The organism is Amycolatopsis sp. lyj-108 (genome assembly GCF_046549005.1).
Classification (GTDB): Bacteria; Actinomycetota; Actinomycetes; order Mycobacteriales; family Pseudonocardiaceae; genus Amycolatopsis.
Genome location: NZ_JAJPWQ010000004.1, coordinates 312,523 through 329,800 on the forward strand (window position 1 = coordinate 312,523; position 17,278 = coordinate 329,800).

Below are 17,278 nucleotides of genomic sequence, written 5' to 3' on the forward strand. Positions count from 1 at the left end.
GGCCGCATCGGGTGCCTCACCGACGCGGCCCGCCGCGGGCTTCACAAAACCGCGGCCAGGGCGTTGAAAGCGGTGTTCAACCGCTCGCAATGAGCGGTGGCGACGGCGTCGAGGTCATCCCCGGCGAGGCGGCGCCGGGTCGTCGCCACGGCGACGGTGCGATAGGCGGCGACGATGAGTGCGGCGACCAGTTCACTGTCGCCCGTGAAGCGGGTATCGCTTTCGAGTTCGTCGGCGAGCTCCGCCTCGATCTCGTGCTCGAATTCGCGCAGCCGGGAAATGAGCGCGCGCGATCCGGCGACGGTGCGCGCGAGCGGTTCGCCGGCCTGGCTCAGCCCCGACAGCGGATGCCGCTCCTCCGCGAGTGCGAGTGTCGTGCGGCGGAACGCTTCGACGACACCGACGTCGTCCGGCCGCTCGCGGATCGCGGCCCGGGCGATGCCGACGGCGTCGGGCAGCCGATCGAGCGCGAGGTCCTCCTTGCGTTCGAAGTGCGAGAACACCGTCACCTTCGAGACACCGGCCGCGGCGGCGATCTCGGCGACGGTGACGTCGTCGAAGCCCCGCGCCACGAACAGTTCCGTCGCGACCGCGGCGATATGCGCCCGCGTCTTCGAGCCGCCACGATCTCCTCGCTTCGCCATGTGACAACCTTACCTTTACTCACTATGCTTACTCGGTAAGCTTATCGAGTAAACCTTGGAGTCGATACATGGAGCGCACCGATGTGATCGTCGTCGGAGCAGGGCCCACCGGCCTGTTCCTCGCGAGCGAGCTGGCCTTGCGAGGAGTACGGGTGACCGTCCTGGAGCGGCTCGATGAACCGGATCCGACGATCAAATCCGGTTCGATCAACGTCGCCAGCGCCGAGATCCTCGACCGGCGAGGTCTTCTACCCGCCGCGGAGGAAGTGCAGCGCCGTCGTCTGGCGGAGGCCACCGCCTTCACCGCCGGCCGCTCCAACCGGACGGTGCGCGAGTTGACGGACGCGGCGGGCAGGAACTCCCGCCGATTCCCGGTCCTCGGGCATTTCGCGGGGCTCATGTTCCGGCACGACCTGGTCGACCAGAGCGATCCGGTCCTGGCCGCGCATACGGCGGTGGCGAACGGGATCATGGTGCCGCAGCACGACCTCGAACTGCTGCTCGGCGAACACTGCGCGCGGCTGGGCGTCGAGATCCGCCGCGGCGTCGAGGTCCGGGACCTGCGCGGCACCGGTTCGGACCTCGGCGACGACGCCGACGTGATCGTCGAGACCAGCGCGGGTGACTTCACCGCCGGATGGGTCGTCGCGGCCGACGGCGGGCGAAGCGTCGTCCGCAAACGGCTCGGCGTCGATTTCGTGGGCACCGGCCCGGAACTGGTGGGCTATCAGGCCATCGCGGATTTCGACGACGCGAGCGAACTGCGCCGAGGCTGGAACTGGACGCCCCGCGGCATCTACACCTACGGACCGGTGCCGGGTCGCGTTCTCGTCGCCAGGTTCGCGCCCCAGCCCGAAGACAAGAACGCGCCCGTCACCCTCGAAGAGCTGCAGGACTCGGTGCGCGACGTCACCGGCGTCCCGGTCACGATCACCGGACTGCGGGGACGGGCGACCCGATGGTCGGACAACGCGCGCCAGGCGCGGACCTACCGTCACGGCAGGGTGTTCCTCGCCGGAGACGCGGCGCACGTGCACTCACCGTTCAGCGCGCAGGGGCTCAACCTCGGCCTCGGCGACGCGGTGAACCTCGGCTGGAAACTCGCCGCGACCGTCACCGGTACAGCGCCCGCCGGACTGCTCGACACGTATCAGACCGAACGGCATCCGATCGGCGCGTGGGTCCTCGACTGGACGCGAGCCCAGGTGGCCCTCCTGCGCGGCGACGAACGGACCGAGCAACTGCGGAAGGTCGTCGGCGACGAACTGTTCGGCGTCCCCGGCGCGACCAACCGGATGATCGCGCTCTCCTCCGGGATCATGCAGCGGTACGACGTCACCGAGAACGACACCGCCGACACCGCCCCGGTCGGCGCGATCGTCGGAGACGTCGAACTGAAGTCCGGGGGCCGGCTGGCCGACCACGCCCACGGCGGCCGCTTCGTGCTCGTCGACCGCTCGGCCGACGGCCGGTATGCCGAGGCCGTGTCCGGGTTTCCGGAAAGCGTCGCGTACGCGGCGGATCCGGCGTCCGACGCCTCGCTGCCGAGTCTGCTCGTGCGCCCGGACGGGGTCATCGTTTGGGCCGACGCGTCCGGGGACTTCGCCGATTCCGCACCGAAGCTGCTCGACGCCGCGATCCAGCGATGGGTGGGGTCTCGCGAGCGGTGAGGGCCCCACGAGACCGGGCCCACACCGCCATGATCACCCTGTCGGGCCATGTGTCCGTAGAATCCGGTGACGATGCGACGTTTCCGGTGGTGGTGGGGTGCTCTCGCGCTCACGTTCGTGGTGGTTCTCGTCGGGTTCATTGCCTTTACCGGGTCGGAAAGCCGCCCAGGGCAGCCGTCCCCGCGCCAAGGCCCACCGGGAACGGGGCCGCTGACGGTCGTCTCCATCGGCGACAGCACCGTTTCCGGTGAGGGCGCGGGCGACTACACGCCCACGACCAACGGGCAGGGCGGCAACTGGTGCCACCGCTCCCCCAACGCCTTCGTCGAGCAGATCAAGATCCCCGACGTCACCGCGCGGGTGAACCTCGCGTGTTCGGGGGCGCCCTCGGAGCAGATCGCCCTCGGCGAGGCGAAGCAGTGGACCGAGCCGTCACAGGCGCAGCAGCTGGCGAACCTGATCAAGGACCACCGGGTCGCCGCGGTGGTGATCGCGATCGGCGCGAACGACGAGCCGAAGTTCTCCGCTCAGGTCAACGAATGCTTCAAGGCCTGGTTCTCCCCGCAGAATCCGCCGTGCAGCGCGGCGCTTCGCACCACCTGGAAGTCCAAAGTGGACGCCATGGTGCCGAAGGTGACCAATGCCGTCGCCGACGTCAAGAAGGTGCTGGCGCAGGCCGGTTACGTCCCGGCGGACTACCAGCTCGTGCTGATGTCGTACGCCTCGCCCGTCGGCCCCCAGATCCCGGAGGCACTGCGCAGCCTCAACGGCTGCCCGTTCCGCACGGAGGACCTGGAGTGGATGCGCCGCGACGGCGTCCCCATTCTGGCGGATGGGCTGAAGCGGGCGTCGAGGGCGACCAGCGCGCGGTTCCTCGACCTCTCGCGGGCGGGCGCCGGCCATGAGGCGTGCAGCAGCGACCCGGCGAACGAGTGGTTCAGCAGGCTGACCCTGCAGCTGCGCGACCTCGGCCAGGTGGACCGTGCGAGCCACGCGTTGCAGGAGTCGTTCCATCCCAACGCGAACGGGCACGTGCAGATCGCGAACTGCCTCAACGAGTTCCTCGCCGCCCGCGACGGCAACGCGTCGTGTCTCTCGGGCCCCGACGGCAAGCTGCACGCCGCGCCCGAGGTGATCGCCCGTTAGCCGGCTAGAGGTCCAGGGCGGCGCGCAACGCGATGTCGATGCGCTCCTGGACCTCTTGGTCGATCTCCGCGATCTTCTCGTCGAACCACGGCCGGTACAGGCGCGTGAGGTTCAGCGTGGAGACCCAATAACGCGCGTCGACGGCGACGCCGAGGATGTCCTGCGGGTCACGGTCCAGCAGTTCGGTGCCGAGCAGCCACGGCCGCTCGGATTCGTTCACCCCGTCCGAGGACAGCAGTACGACGGTGCGCTGCCGTGCCGGTTCGGTCGGGGGGTGGTACGTCCAGACTTCACCCCTGTGCACGCAGATCCTTCTCCGCGGCTGTCAGCTCGGCCTCGTCCGATTCGGCGGACGGTTCGACCGGGGCGCGCTGCGGGGTGTATCCGGTGCGGACGGCTTCCCTGCGGGCCGCCTTGGACAACCACGACGAGACCGAGATCCCGTGTGCTTTGGCGGCCCGCTCGGCGAACTCGAGCGCACCACTGTCGAGTGAGAGTGTGACCTTACGTGTTGCCATACCTTTTATCGTACCAGCGCCGCGCAAGCCCACCCGTTTTCCGGTTTCACAGGGTGGGAGAGCGGCCCTCGAACGGCGTCGACAGCACCACCGTGGTCCGCGTCGAGACCTTGGCGGACTCGCGGATCCGGCGGAGCAGGTCCTCCAGGCCGAGCGGCGACGCCACCCGGACCAGGAGGATGTACGACTCGTCCCCGGCGACCGAGTAGCAGGACTCGATCTCCTTGATGTGCTCCAGACGCTGCGGATAGTCGTCCGGGGCGGCCGGATCGTTCGGGGTCAGCGAGATCAGCGCCGTGAGCGGGAGGCCGATCTGCTCGCCGTCGAGCCGCGCGGTGTACCCGAGGATGACCCCGCGCTGCTCCAGGCGCCGCACCCGCTGGTGCACCGCCGACACCGACAGGCCGACCCGCTCGGCCAGATCGGTGAAACTGCGCCGTCCGTCCGCGGCCAGCTCCTGGACGATGGCCTGATCCAGCGGCTCCAGACCACCGGTCATGCGTCGAGCACGATCAAGTCGTGCGGACGCTGGTTGACCGGCTCGACGCCGTCTTCGGTGACCACGACGATGTCCTCGATGCGGGCACCCCAGCGGCCGGGCTGGTAGATGCCGGGCTCGACGCTGAAGGCCATGCCGGGCTCGAGCGGCAGCGCGTTGCCCTTGATGATGTAGGGCTCCTCGTGCACGTCGAGGCCGATGCCGTGGCCGGTGCGGTGGATGAAGAACTCGCCGTAACCGGCCTCGGCGATGATGTCGCGCGCGGCGGCGTCGATCGACTCGGCGGTGACGCCGGGGCGGACGGCGTCGACGGCGGCCTGCTGGGCCCGCTGCAGGACGGCGTACGTCTCGGCGACGTCGGCGTCGCGCGGCTCACCGACCGCGTACGTGCGGGTGGAGTCGGAGTTGTAGCCCTCGGCGATCGGGCCGCCGATGTCGACCACGACGACGTCGCCGCGCTCGATCACCCGCTCGGAGACGTCGTGGTGCGGGCTGGCGCCGTTGGGGCCCGAGCCGACGATCACGAAGTCGGCGTGCGTGTGGCCCTCTTCGACGATCGCGGCGGTGATGTCGGCGCCGACCTCGGCCTCGGTGCGGCCGGGACGCAACCATTCGTGCACGCGGGCGTGCACGCGGTCGATCGCCGCGCCCGCGTCGCGCAGCGCCTGGATCTCGGCGGCGTCCTTGCGCATCCGCAGTTCGCGCACGATCGGCCCGGCCAGCGTCTGCTCGGCGTCGCCGAGCGCGCCGCGGAAGGCGAGCACGTGCAGCGCCGGGGTGAAGTCGCTGACCGCCACGCGGCCTGGCTTGCCAAGCCTGTCGGCGACCAGCTCGTAGGCGTTGTCACCGTCGACCCAGGTGACGATCTCGATGCCGAGTTCGTCGGCGGGGACGTCGGCGTAACCGGGCGCCTCAAGCTTCGGCAGCACCAGGGCCGGGACGCCGTCGGCCGGGATCACCAGCGTGGTCAGCCGTTCGAAGGAGCCCCCGGCCTGGCCGATGAGGTAGCGCAGGTCCGAGCCGGGTGCGATCAGCAGGGCGTCGGTGTCCGCGGCGGCCGCGGCGGCGCGGGCCCGGTCGAGGCGGGCGCGGAGACTGGCGGCGTCGGGGGCTGGGTTGTGCAGGGAACGGCGCGACATGACGCCGAGCCTAGTCGGTCCGCGCCCCTTGGTTCACCGGCCGGTCATCCCCGATCGGGGCGGGATCGTCGAGCCCGCGCCAAACCCGGAAGATCGCCGGGAAGGTACCGGCGATCAGGTACAGGCCACCGAACACGGAGAGCGCGCCGACGAGCCCGATCCCGTCGAGCAACAGCCCTGCCGCCATCGAGCCGAGCGGCATCGCGGCGAGCACCCCGCCCACGAGAAGGCTGAGCACACGACCCCGCACGGCCTCCGGAACCCGTTCGTAGACCACCGGGAGCACGATCGGGTTGAGCGCGCCCGCCCCGATCCCGGCGACCGCCAAGCCCGCGAGCAGCACGACCGGCGTCGGCTCCAGCGCGAGCAAGGCGAACCTCGGCGCGCCTTCGATTCCGACGGCGGCGAGGATCGCCGTCCGCCGCGAGAACCGGTGGCCGATCCAGCCGTAGATCGCCGAACCGAGCAGCGCACCCGCCGCGACCGCGGTGATCATGGCGCCGATGAGCGCCGTGCTGTGCAGGACCTGGTCGCCGTAGGCCGGATAAAGGACACCGAGCAGCCCGAAGTCGAGGCTGTTGGTGAGCATCAGCATGCCGACCACCGCGCGCAATACCGCGTCGCGTTTGACGTACCCGAGGCCTTCGCGCAGTTGCTTGAGGTAACCGCCCGACGGCGGTCTCGGCGGACCGGCCGCGACCGGGATCAGCGCGAACACCAGCGCCGAGGACAGCAGGAGCGCGCCCGCGTCGACGAACAGCACGGGCATCGGCCCGATCAGCGCGATCAGCGCACCGGCGGCGGGGCCGCCCACCATCCGGCCGGTTCTCATCGCCGCTTCGACGGCGCTCGCCGCCCTGCTCACGCGGACATCGCCGAGTTCGGCCACGCCGGGGAGCAGCACCTGCTTCGCCGTGTCGGCGGGCCCTCGGGAAACACCCATCACGAACGACAGCACGATCAATCCGGGCAGGCTGAGCCCGGTCGTGCCCATCGCGAGCGGGATCAGGAGCACCGTGACGGTGGTCAGCAGATCCGCGCCGACGCTGGCGCGGCGCGTGCCGACCCGGTCCACGATCGGCCCGCCCAGCAACGCGGCGACCATCAGGCCGAGTACTTCGGCCGCGGTGACGAGGCCGGTCTTGGTGCCGCTGCCCGTGCTCTGCAGCACGAACCAGGGAATCGCGAGCAACGTCATCATCACCCCGGCCGAGGAGATCCCCGAAGCCACGATCAAGGCCCCCAGTGGCATCCGGCTCATGGCGTCTCCGGCCGCGATTTCCTCGGGAAGGCCGCCCACTGCACGCGGACCTGGGTGTCGCCGTCCTTCTCCGGACGGCGGTAGCGGTTGACCACTTCGAGGATCTCGTCGCTCAGCGCGGCGGCCTCGTCCGGCGTCAGCGAGAGCTGCGAGTCGTCGAAGGTGATCTTGTCGATCCACTCGTCGGCCCAGTCCCGCACTTCGGCGACGAACTGCGCTTCGGCGGCGTAGCGCCGCTCGACCATCGTGTGGGCGTAGGCATTGAAAGGGCCGGCGAGATCGGGATCGTCGATGAAGTCCCGGGCGCGCATCCGGTCCCCCTCGTGCAGCGCCTTCCACCACCTGTCGCGTCTGCTGCCGCGTTCGGTGTCCTCCGCGATCAGCCCGGATTCGGCCAGCTGACGCAGATGCCAGCTCGTGGTCCCGGAGCTCTCCCCCACCCGCTTCGCCAGCCCGGACGCCGTCGCCGGACCGTCCTCTCGCAGCAACTCCAGGATCTTGACGCGCAGTGGGTGCGACAGCGCCCGCAGAACACGGCCGTCGACCCGCGCGAGATACCTCTCGCTCTTCCCCATGCCTTCCACGCTACAACCGCAGAGACTTCTTTGCAAAGAGTTCTCTGCGTTTAGTCGGCCCAAGAGCGGGATTCTGGAGTTTGACTTCAAGTTAAGTGCAGGTTTTACGGTCTTGGCATGACTACGAACTCGCCTTACCAACTAGCCGTCGTGATCAGCAGCGTCCGCGAGGGCCGCTTCGCTCCCGTCGTCGCGAACTGGTTCCTCGACCGCGCCAAACAGCGCGACGACGTCACCCTGTCCGTCATCGATCTGGCCGAAGCCCCCGGCGATCTCTCCCCCGGCGTCGCCGCCGCGGACGCCGTCGTCGTGATCGTTCCCGAGTACAACCACAGCTACCCCGGCCCGCTCAAGACCGCGCTCGACGCCACCGGCCCCGAATGGCACGGAAAGCCCGTCGCCTTCGTTTCCTACGGCGGCATCTCCGGCGGCCTGCGCGCGGTGGAGCACCTGCGCCCGGTCTTCGCCGAACTCCACGCCGCGACGATCCGCGAGACCGTCAGCTTCCCTTACGCCTGGAACCACTTCGGCCCGGACGGTGAGCACGACGACTTCGAAGGCGCCTCCATCGCGGCCACCACACTGCTGAATCAGCTGAACTGGTGGGCCAACGCCCTGCGCGACGCACGCCAGGTGCGGCCGTACGCGGCTTGACCGGTATCCGTGGAGGACTCGGCTGGGGGTCGGGTCCTTCACGGACATCCGGGCCGGGACATGGCAGGCTGTCCGCGTGACCGGACCACTCGCTCTCCTCGATTCCGCGAGCCTCTACTTCCGCTCGTTCTACGCGCTGCCCGAGTCGATGACCGCCCCCGACGGGACGCCGGTCAACGCCGTGCGCGGGTTCACCGACACCGTCGCGCGAATCCTCGTCGACCGGCGCCCCGCACGGCTGGTGGCCTGCCTGGACGCGGACTGGCGGCCGAAGTTCCGCACCGATCTGCTGCCCAGCTACAAGGCGCACCGGGTGGCCGAAGAGATCCCGGAGGGCAGCGACGTCGAAGAGGTGCCGGACACGCTCACTCCGCAGGTGCCGATCATCCTGGAACTGCTGGAGGCCTTCGGGCTCGCGACGGCCGAAGCGGCCGGATACGAGGCCGACGACGTCATCGGCGCGCTCGCGATCCGCGAGCAGAACTCCCCCGTCGAGGTCATCACCGGTGATCGCGACCTGTTCCAGCTGGTCCGGCACGAACCGACGTCCACCGTGGTCATCTACGTCGGCAAGGGCTGGAACAAGGCCGAGATCCTCGGCCCCGACGAACTCGCCGAGAAGTACGGGATCCCGGCCGCGAACGCCGGCCCCGGGTACGCCGACATGGCCGCGCTGCGCGGAGACCCGTCGGACGGGCTGCCGGGTGTCGCCGGGATCGGCGAGAAGACGGCGGCGAAGCTGATCACCCAGTTCGGTTCGCTGCAGGAACTCATCGAGGCGTCCACCGCCGGCGACTCGCGGGTGCCGCTCAAGACGCGGTTGCGGCTGAGCGACGCCGCCGACTACCTCGCGGTCGCGCCGACCGTCGTCCGGGTCGCGGCCGACGCGCCGGTCGAACAGTCCCGCCCGGACACCGTCCCGTCCGAACCCGCCGACCCGGACAAGGTCGCGGAACTGGCGGAGCGCTGGAATCTCGGCCGTTCGGTGGAGCGCCTGCTGGCCGCGCTCCCCAAGCCGTGAGCAACACCGAGGCCGACCCGGCCGAGCTGCTGTGCCGGGAGCGGCCGGGCGAGGGTGTCACCGTGCTGACCCCGCGCGACGTCCCGCTCGGCGGCCCGCGCGCGATCCGGGTCCGCCGGACACTTCCGCAACGGCAGCGATCGCTGATCGGCGCGTGGTGTTTCGCCGACCACTACGGCCCCCAGGACGTGTCGGATTCCGGCGGGATGGACGTCGCGCCGCATCCGCACACCGGATTGCAGACCGCGAGCTGGCTGTTCAGCGGCGAGATCGAGCATCGCGACAGCATCGGCACACGGGCCATGGTCCGGCCGGGTGAACTCAACCTGATGACCGCCGGCCACGGTATCGCGCACTCCGAGGTCACCACAGTGTCCACAGTGTCCACATCGGACACCGCGACGCTGCACGGCGTCCAGCTGTGGATCGCGCTGCCGGACGAACATCGCGACACCGCGCGGGATTTCCGCCACTACGCGCCGCCGTTGCTCCGGCTGCCCGGGGCCACCGCACGCGTCTTTCTCGGCAGCCTCGCCGGGACCACATCGCCGGTTCCGGCGTTCACTCCCCTGCTGGGCGCCGAGCTCACCGTGGAGCCCGGAGCGACGCTGGCCCTCGACGTCGACCCGGCCTTCGAACACGGTGTCCTGCAGGACGTCGGCTCCGTCACCGTCGCCGGAGCCGCACTGGGCACCGGCGAACTCGCCTACCTCGCGCCCGGCGCCGGACGGCTGGAGTTGACGAACTCCGGCACCGAACCGGCCAGGGTGCTCCTGCTCGGCGGGACCCCGTTCACCGAGGAACTCGTCATGTGGTGGAACTTCGTGGGCCGCAGCCACGAGGAGATCGCCGAGTACCGCGAGGCGTGGCAGGCACAGGCGGACCGGTTCGGCCGGGTGGAGGGCTACCAGGGCACGACGGCGTGGTTGCCCGCACCCACACTGCCGCAGGTGCGGATCAAACCTCGTCGCAATCCGGCCTAGCGACGCGACCTCGGGGCCGCTAGAGACGCCAAGTACATGAAGGCCCCCTTCCTTGCGCCTAGGTACAGGAAGGGGGCCTTCATGTACTTGGGAGCTAGAAGAACGTCCCGCACCACGGCGGCCGCGCGGTGTGGAACAGCGCGTCGGCCCGGGCGACCGCCGCCTCGTCCACCACCTCGACACGGCCCGACAACGCCAGATCACCGAAGAGACCGTGGCCGAGGTACAGCGACGACAAGGCGGCGACGTCCAGCCGCAGATCGGCGTCGGCGGTCGTCCGCTCCGCGCCGTCCGGGCCGACCACGTAACGGCCACTGTTGTCCGGAAGCTGCTTGTCGAGCACTTCGAGCACCACGGGTTCGGCGGTACCGTAAGTGCGTGCCCGCAGCGCGGCGGAGACGTCGACGAGCCGAAGCCACAGGTCGTCGATGACCTCGATGGTGTTCACCGCACGCGGGTCGGTGAGCAGTCCGGCGATCGGCTCGTCCATCGGGCGGCCGCGTCCGGTGACGGCCGAAACCAGGTCGATCGACAGAAGGAACCGCCACAGTCCCGCCCAAGCCCGCGGCGTGGCGGCATGGAGTTCCCGGATCTCCAGGATCGCTCCGCGTTCCGGCGCCTGCCGGTCGCGCACGTCGATGGTCTGGTAGACGACGAAACCGTCGTCCCCGTCGGGTCCACTGTGGACCGCGACGCGATAGCCGTCGTTCCCGGTGACCACCCGGTCGAAGAAGCCAGGCCACCAGTGCGCCGGCCGGGCGACGAACCCCGGCCGCGTTCCCTCGAAGCCGTTGTACAGCGCGGGAACACGCTCCACGGCCTCGGCGGGGGTGACGAACCTGACCACCCCTTCCCGCCCCACGCCGTCACGGAGCCGGGCGCGTGGACGTTCGACGGAAACGCCTTTGCCGAAAGTGGCCGCGCCGTAACCGAAGCGGCCGTAGATCACGGCTTCCGAAGCGTGTAGCGCGGCCAGGGGGACACCGCGTGCCGCGAAGTCCTCCAGCTGAACCGCCATCATCGAGGTGAGGATCCCGCGGCGGGTCCAGTCCGCGCGGACTCCGATCCCGTCGACGGCCGCCGTGACGAGCTTCTGTCCACCGGGGACGGTGAGCTCGACATCGAAGGAGCTGGCGATCCCCACCGGGGTGCCGTGGTCGTCGAACGCGGCGAATTTCCCGGCGGCGGGCCAGGACGGAGCCATCTTCGCCCAGACCTCGTCCGAGGCGGGCCTGCCGTGCAGGGACTCCGCCAGGACGTCGAGGCAGGCCCGTTGTTCACCTTCGGCCACGGCACGCACAGGGAATTCGCTCATAGCGGGAGATCCTGCCGTCCGGTCCCGGCGAACCCAACCGGTTTTCAGGCGGGCGCGCCGACTTCGTAGCGGCCGTCGTCACCGGTGACGGTGATCGTGACGGTCTTGCCCTCGCCGCCGACCTGGACGGTGCAGGTGAACGTGCTTCCGTCCTTGACCGTCTGGTTCGGCGGGCACAGCACGTCGCCGACCTCGCTCACCTGATAGGTCTCGGTCAGGATCTTCCGCACGTCCGCCTGCATGGTCCTCGGGTCGAAGACCCTTCCCGGAACGGTGGAGGACGACCCGCCCGACGTGCCGGACGCGCTCGAAGAGGCGCTCGTCGTCGGCGGGACCGTGACGGTCTTCGTCGCCGGCGCGGGTGCCGGGGTGTCCGAACACGCCGCCAGTACGACGAAAGCGGCACCACACAGACCGACCGTCGCGACGGCTCGCCTGCTCACGCTTCTCCACCCCCACCGGTGTGATCATCCAACGTCAGAAGAAGGTACCGCACCAGGGATTCACTCGCGTGCCGAACAGCAGGTCCGCCCGCTCCAGTGCGGTCTCGCCGGTGGCGCGGACACGTCCGGCGGCCGCGAGATCCGACGGGCGCCAGCCGCCGAGGTACACCATCGACAGGGTGTCGGCGTGTAGTTCGAGATCCGCCGGGTCGGTGGTGCGGACCGCGCCGTCCTCGGAAAGGCGGTAACGACCGGAGTTGTGCTCCAGGAGCGGGTCGATGACTTCGATGACGATCGGCTCGCCCCGATACGTGCGGGCGTCGAGCATCGCGGCGACGTCCACCAGCCGGAGCCAGCCCTCGTCCTGGACCTTCTGCACGAGGGTGTGCCGCGGGTCCGTGAACAGCAACTCGACCGGTTCGTCGAGCGGCCGTTTCTCCGCGGTGATGCGGTCGACCAGGTCCACGGACAGCAGGTGACGCCACAGCCCGGCGAACGCGTCGGGGTTCGCGTAGTTGAAGGACTGGATCTTCAGCTGCGCCGGTGCCCCGAAGTGGGCCCTCTCGACGGTGTAGGTGACGTAGCCGTCGGTCCCGTCCGGGCCCTGGTGCACGGCGGTCGCGATCGGCGTGGTCGCCCGGCGCACCTCCCGGACGTAGCCCGGCCACAGGTTCGGGCTCCGCGCGATCATGCCGGGCCGTGTGCGTGGAAGGGCGTCGAAGAGCGACGGCCATTGCTCGATCGTGCTTTCCAGGTCCAGCAAGGAGATCTGTCCGCCCGTCGGTACCTCGGGGCGGAACCGGGCACGGTTCCGGTCGATCTCGATCGACTTGCCCCTGGCCGCGATGCCGTAGCCGAACCGTCCGTAGATCGCGCCTTCGGAAGCGTGCAGCATCGCCGCGGGGATGCCGCGAGCGGCGAAATCCTCGAACTGGGCGCGCATCAACGCCGTCAGCACACCACGGCGGGTGCGGTCGGCGCGGACGCCGACGAGGCTGACCGCGGCGAGCGGCGTGGTGCCGCCGCCGGGCAGCGTCACTTCCGAGTCGAAGGACCGGGCGGTGCCGATCAGCTCCGGGTCGAACGCACCCCACCCGCGGTCCGGCTGGAAGGACCCGTCGGCGGCCGACCACTCCTCGTCGGTCATCTCCTTGACGTGCAAGGCACGCCGGAACAGATCGGTCGCCGCACGGTCCTCGTCGGACCGCAGCGGCCGCACGGAAAAGTCGCTCATGATCCGATCATGCAGGAACGACCGTGCCCGGCGCCCGTCGTTTATTTGGTGACGGCGGGCGGCGAGACCTCGTAGTTGCCGGTGTCACCCTTCACGGTGATCGGCACCTCCTGCGGCTTGCCCTCGATCGTGGCGGTGCAGGTGAACTTCACCCCGTCCTTGACCTCCTGGCCTGCCGGGCAGGTGACCGCGCTGATCTCCTTGATCCCGTAGGTCTCGGTGAGCAGCTTCTGCACGTCGGTCTGCATCTGCGTGTTGTTGAAGACCTGGGTGTTGAACCAGCCGGGAGTGACGAACCCGAGGATGCCGACCGCCGCGATGATCACCACGAGCGCGCCGATCCCGATGAACAGGCCCTTCTTGGACTTCGGCTTGTCCTGCGCCTCGCCCTGGGTGCCCTGGAACTGGCTCTGGCCGTAGTCGTACTGGCCGGGCTGCTGCCCGTACTGCGGCTGCTGCTGCGGACCGCTCTGGGGGTAGCCCGGCTGCTGCTGGGGCCCGCTCTGCGGATAACCCGGCTGCTGCTGGCCGTATTGCTGCTGACCCCACTGAGGCTGCTGTTGCTGCGTCTGCGAAGGGTCGTGACCGGGCTGCTGCGGATACCCCGGCTGCTGCTGGGCCGGGTCGTAGGGCGCGGGCTGCTGACCCCATTGGGGCTGTTGCTGCTGGGTCTGCGACGGGTCGTGCTGCGGCTGCTGGCCCCACTGCGGTTGCTGCTGCGGGCCGCTCGGCGGTTGAGTGCCGCCCGGCTGTTGCCCGTAGCCCGGCTGCTGCCCCCACTGGGGCTGCTGCTGCGGGTCGTTGCCGCCATACGGCGTGCTCATCGTTTCGCCTCCGCCTGTTCCGCCATCGTGACCGGCCGGATCACTGACCGTCGTGGGCGATCCAACCACAGGTTGGCACCCCTGCCCACTGTTCGCGGGTGGTGTCGGGGCAACTGGCCGCGACCGTGCTCACACCGGCGGCTCGGGCACTCCGCCGGTCGGCCCAACGTCCGGTGAGTGGTGAGGACGGTCCTAACCGTCCATACCACTCACGACCAGCCGTACCGAACCGGCGGGTTCGCGTGACGGGATGGCCGACACCGGTGATCCGACGGACGACACGCGCGCGGGCGGGTTGGTTCCGCCGCGAGTCGTCCGTCTGAACACGCGTGTCGTCCATCCCGTCACGCGAAACCGCCATCCACGCACCGTGCTGAGCCACGGTCGCCTCACGGGACCGGTCCTCAGGGCCGAAGGCGTCCTTCGCCGCATCAGACGCGGCGAAGGCTCCCTTCACCCCACCATCGGACCGACCCGGGAATTCACGACCCAGGTCACGCGCCGCCGGCCGCCACGACTCCGCGCCGCAGAGCCTTCACCGCGTCCGAAGCGGCAGCCCCGACCGGATCCGCCTTCCCGAGGACGTCGCGGATCTGGTCCAGCAGGTCGATGACCTGCCGCGACCACCGCACGAAGTCACCCGCGGACAGCTCCTGCCCGTTCGCTTCGGCGGCGGTGAGGACCTTCTCCAGCGACTCGCCGCGGGCCCACCGGTAGACGGGCCAGGCGAAACCGGCGTCGGGCTCGCGGGTGCGGTCCAGCTTGTGGCGCCGCTCGTCCTCGGTGAGCTCCATCCACAGGCGCGTGGTCGCCTGCCAGGCGTCGACCACCTTGCCCAGGGGCAGGCGAGGCTCCCCCGCGGTGTCCCGGCGCGCCTCGAAGACCAGCGTCGAGACGACCGCCGCGAGTTCGGGCGGGGTGAGGCCCTTCCACACGTCGTGCCGGATGCATTCGGCGGCGAGCAGGTCGGACTCGCTGTAGAGGCGGGTGAGCCGCTTGCCGTGTTCGGTGACGCGGTTCTCGCCGTCGCCCTTCGACTCGGGGCCGAGGTAGCCGCGTTCGCCGAGCAGCCGCAGGATGCGGTCGAAGGCGCGCGCGAGCGAATGCGTGGTCGCGGCGACCTTGCGTTCCAGTTGCTCGGTCTCGGCGGTGAGCCGCTGGTACCGCTCGACCCAGCGCAGGTTCGCCTCGCGTTCGGCCAGGCCGTGGCAAGGATGCGCGCGCAGCGCACGCCGCAGCGCGGCCAGCTCACCGTCCTCATTGGCCCCGGCGCGGCGTTTTTGCCTGCCGGGCAAGGAGATTCCCGCGCTGCGCAGACTCGCGGCGATGTCACGACGGGTCTTGGGCGAACGCAGCTCGATGTGCTTCGGCAGCTTGATGTTCCCCAGCGCCTCCACCGGCGCCGGGAAGTCGGAGACCGAGAGCGGGCCGGACCAGCGGTCCTCGGTGACCACGACGGGCCGCGGTTCGCGGATCGGGTCGAGCCCCGGGTCGACGACGACCGCGAGCCCCGCGCGGCGTCCCGCGGGCACGGCGATGACGTCGCCCTTGCGGAGCTTCTCCAGCGACTCGGCGGTGCCTGCCCGGCGAGCGGAGGTGTTCTGCCGCGAGAGTGCCTTCTCCCTGGCGGAGATCTTCGCGCGTAGATCGACGTACTCCAGCATCTCGTCGAAATCGCCGGTGATGGCGGAGGTGTAGCCCCGCAGGGCCTCCTTGTTCCGCTCGATCCGCCGCGCCGTCCCGACCACCGACCGGTCGGCCTGGAACTGCGCGAACGACTGTTCCAACAGGTCACGGGCCGCCTCGGCGCCGACCTGGGCGACCAGGTTCACCGCCATGTTGTAGCCGGGCCGGAAGGACGACCGCAGCGGGTACGTCCTGGTCGAGGCAAGCCCGCCGACCTGCTTCGGGTCGATCCCCGGCTGCCAGGCGACGACGGCGTGGCCTTCGACGTCGATGCCGCGCCGCCCGGCTCGCCCGGTGAGCTGCGTGTACTCCCCCGGCGTCAGGTCGACGTGCGCCTCGCCGTTGTACTTCACGAGCCGCTCCAGCACCACGGTGCGTGCGGGCATGTTGATGCCGAGCGCCAGCGTCTCGGTGGCGAAGACGACCTTCACGAGGCCCTGGACGAACAGCTCCTCGACGGTCTCCTTGAACGCCGGGAGCAGCCCGGCGTGGTGCCCGGCGATACCGCGCTCGAGCGCCTCACGCCATTCCCAGAAGCCGAGGACGCCGAGGTCGCCTTCGGGCAGGTCCTTGGTGCGTTCGGCGACGATGCGGCGGACCTTCTCGACCTCTTCGGGACCGTTGAGCCGCAGGCCCGACCGCACGCACTGGCCGACAGCGGCATCGCAGCCGGCGCGGGAGAAGATGAACACGATGGCGGGCAGCAGGCCGGCGTTGTCCAGCCGCTCGACCGTGTCGGTGCGGGACGGCGGCCGGTACCTCGGCATCCGCGACGGCCCGCCTCGACGGCCTCTCGGCCCGCGCAACCCGGCCGGGGCGAACCGCCCGCCGATCTCCTCGGTGCGGCGAAGCAGGCTGGGGTTGATCCGCAGTTCGGCGCCCGGCGCGTTCTCCTCCTGGCCGGCGAACAGATCCAGCAGCCGGTTGCCGACCAGCATGTGCTGCCACAGCGGCACGGGGCGGTGCTCGTCGACGACGACGGACGTGTCACCGCGGACCTCGACGAGCCATTCGCCGAACTCCTCGGCGTTGCTCACCGTGGCCGACAGGCCGACGACGCGGACGTGCTCGGGCAGATGGAGGATGACCTCTTCCCAGACCGCGCCGCGGAACCGGTCGGCGAGGTAGTGGACCTCGTCCATCACCACGTACGCGAGTTCGCCGATGGTCGAGGACCCGGCGTAGAGCATGTTGCGCAGGACCTCGGTGGTCATGACCACGACCTGCGCGTTGCCGTTGATCGAGGTGTCACCGGTCAGCAGGCCGACGGCGTCGGCGCCGTGCCGGGCGACGAGGTCGGCGTACTTCTGGTTCGACAACGCCTTGATGGGGGTCGTGTAGAAGCATTTGCGGCCCTCGGCGAGGGCGAGGTGCACCGCGAACTCGCCGACCACGGTCTTCCCGGCGCCGGTGGGCGCGCAGACGAGCACGCCGTGACCGTCTTCGAGCGCCTCGCAGCCGCGGACCTGGAAGTCGTCGAACTCGAACGACGATTCCGCCGCGAAGCGGGTCAGCTGGGGGTACCGGCCGCGGCGCTGGGAGGCGGCGTATGCCTCGGCCGGGGTCTGAGGAGGGCTATTGACCACTTCGTCAGGGTTCCATACCCCACCGACAGTTCGCACTCGGTGTGACGATCTCGGGAACGGTCGCGGCGCCTGTGTCATCC

The 17,278-nt window shown here is 70.0% G+C and carries 17 protein-coding genes; 5 read left to right on the forward strand and 12 right to left on the reverse strand.

Annotation, left to right across the window (positions count from 1 at the left end; translation table 11 throughout):
- Window positions 1-41 precede the first annotated feature (41 nt).
- A complete protein-coding gene (locus tag ACLJO0_RS17485; RefSeq protein ID WP_410579562.1) occupies window positions 42-644 on the reverse strand; it encodes a TetR/AcrR family transcriptional regulator in 603 nt (200 codons plus the stop codon).
- Between the two features lie 68 nt (window positions 645-712).
- Between ACLJO0_RS17485 and ACLJO0_RS17490 the strand changes: the two genes are divergently transcribed.
- Together ACLJO0_RS17490 and ACLJO0_RS17495 are read left to right on the forward strand one after the other, a co-directional pair.
- Window positions 713-2,314 (forward strand): FAD-dependent oxidoreductase, encoded by a 1,602-nt coding sequence (locus ACLJO0_RS17490; protein ID WP_410579563.1) that lies wholly within the window; start codon window positions 713-715, stop codon window positions 2,312-2,314.
- Window positions 2,315-2,386: 72 nt separating this feature from the next.
- Entirely contained in the window at window positions 2,387-3,460 is a 1,074-nt protein-coding gene (locus ACLJO0_RS17495) for a GDSL-type esterase/lipase family protein (protein ID WP_410579564.1), read from the forward strand.
- 4 nt (window positions 3,461-3,464) lie between these two features.
- Here the strand turns inward: ACLJO0_RS17495 and ACLJO0_RS17500 are convergent, their stop codons facing one another.
- Genes ACLJO0_RS17500 through ACLJO0_RS17525 form a run of 6 tightly spaced genes read right to left on the reverse strand, consistent with a single transcriptional unit; the run spans window position 3,465 to window position 7,452 of the window.
- Window positions 3,465-3,764, reverse strand: a complete 300-nt coding sequence (locus ACLJO0_RS17500; RefSeq protein ID WP_005150941.1) for a hypothetical protein — start codon at window positions 3,762-3,764, stop codon at window positions 3,465-3,467.
- Window positions 3,751-3,978: a hypothetical protein gene (locus ACLJO0_RS17505; protein WP_007035425.1), complete on the reverse strand. Its 228-nt coding sequence runs from the start codon at window positions 3,976-3,978 to the stop codon at window positions 3,751-3,753. The genes ACLJO0_RS17500 and ACLJO0_RS17505 overlap by 14 nt, the downstream gene beginning before the upstream one ends.
- Window positions 3,979-4,024: 46 nt before the next feature.
- Window positions 4,025-4,477, reverse strand: a complete 453-nt coding sequence (locus tag ACLJO0_RS17510) for an Lrp/AsnC family transcriptional regulator (protein WP_125787729.1) — start codon at window positions 4,475-4,477, stop codon at window positions 4,025-4,027.
- The gene (locus ACLJO0_RS17515) at window positions 4,474-5,616 is read right to left on the reverse strand and encodes a M24 family metallopeptidase (protein ID WP_125794082.1); all 1,143 of its coding nucleotides are present in this window, start codon (window positions 5,614-5,616) and stop codon (window positions 4,474-4,476) included. Before ACLJO0_RS17515 ends, ACLJO0_RS17510 begins: the two co-directional genes overlap by 4 nt.
- A 10-nt stretch (window positions 5,617-5,626) precedes the next feature.
- Complete coding sequence (locus tag ACLJO0_RS17520; RefSeq protein ID WP_410579565.1) at window positions 5,627-6,877, reverse strand: MFS transporter; 1,251 nt, start codon at window positions 6,875-6,877, stop codon at window positions 5,627-5,629.
- Window positions 6,874-7,452, reverse strand: coding sequence for an ArsR/SmtB family transcription factor (locus ACLJO0_RS17525; protein ID WP_410579566.1), 579 nt, complete (start codon window positions 7,450-7,452; stop codon window positions 6,874-6,876). The genes ACLJO0_RS17520 and ACLJO0_RS17525 overlap by 4 nt, the downstream gene beginning before the upstream one ends.
- A 117-nt stretch (window positions 7,453-7,569) precedes the next feature.
- On the opposite strand from ACLJO0_RS17525, the gene ACLJO0_RS17530 reads away from it, so the two are divergent.
- From ACLJO0_RS17530 to ACLJO0_RS17540, 3 genes are all read left to right on the forward strand, one after another.
- On the forward strand, window positions 7,570-8,106 hold the full coding sequence (locus tag ACLJO0_RS17530) for an NADPH-dependent FMN reductase (RefSeq protein ID WP_125787725.1): 537 nt from the start codon (window positions 7,570-7,572) through the stop codon (window positions 8,104-8,106).
- 76 nt (window positions 8,107-8,182) lie between these two features.
- Complete coding sequence (locus tag ACLJO0_RS17535) at window positions 8,183-9,127, forward strand: 5'-3' exonuclease (RefSeq protein ID WP_125787724.1); 945 nt, start codon at window positions 8,183-8,185, stop codon at window positions 9,125-9,127.
- Window positions 9,124-10,110, forward strand: coding sequence for a pirin family protein (locus ACLJO0_RS17540; protein ID WP_410579567.1), 987 nt, complete (start codon window positions 9,124-9,126; stop codon window positions 10,108-10,110). The genes ACLJO0_RS17535 and ACLJO0_RS17540 overlap by 4 nt, the downstream gene beginning before the upstream one ends.
- Before the next feature lie 94 nt (window positions 10,111-10,204).
- Here the strand turns inward: ACLJO0_RS17540 and ACLJO0_RS17545 are convergent, their stop codons facing one another.
- The 5 genes from ACLJO0_RS17545 to ACLJO0_RS17565 form a co-directional block, all read right to left on the reverse strand.
- On the reverse strand, window positions 10,205-11,425 hold the full coding sequence (locus ACLJO0_RS17545; RefSeq protein WP_410579568.1) for a GNAT family N-acetyltransferase: 1,221 nt from the start codon (window positions 11,423-11,425) through the stop codon (window positions 10,205-10,207).
- Between the two features lie 44 nt (window positions 11,426-11,469).
- A complete protein-coding gene (locus ACLJO0_RS17550; RefSeq protein ID WP_125794088.1) occupies window positions 11,470-11,868 on the reverse strand; it encodes a DUF4333 domain-containing protein in 399 nt (132 codons plus the stop codon).
- 34 nt (window positions 11,869-11,902) lie between these two features.
- Complete coding sequence (locus ACLJO0_RS17555) at window positions 11,903-13,102, reverse strand: GNAT family N-acetyltransferase (RefSeq protein WP_410579569.1); 1,200 nt, start codon at window positions 13,100-13,102, stop codon at window positions 11,903-11,905.
- Window positions 13,103-13,143: 41 nt separating this feature from the next.
- Entirely contained in the window at window positions 13,144-13,926 is a 783-nt protein-coding gene (locus ACLJO0_RS17560; RefSeq protein ID WP_410579570.1) for a DUF4333 domain-containing protein, read from the reverse strand.
- A 494-nt stretch (window positions 13,927-14,420) separates the two neighbouring features.
- Window positions 14,421-17,198 (reverse strand): DEAD/DEAH box helicase, encoded by a 2,778-nt coding sequence (locus ACLJO0_RS17565; protein ID WP_410579571.1) that lies wholly within the window; start codon window positions 17,196-17,198, stop codon window positions 14,421-14,423.
- Between the last annotated feature and the right edge of the window lie 80 nt (window positions 17,199-17,278).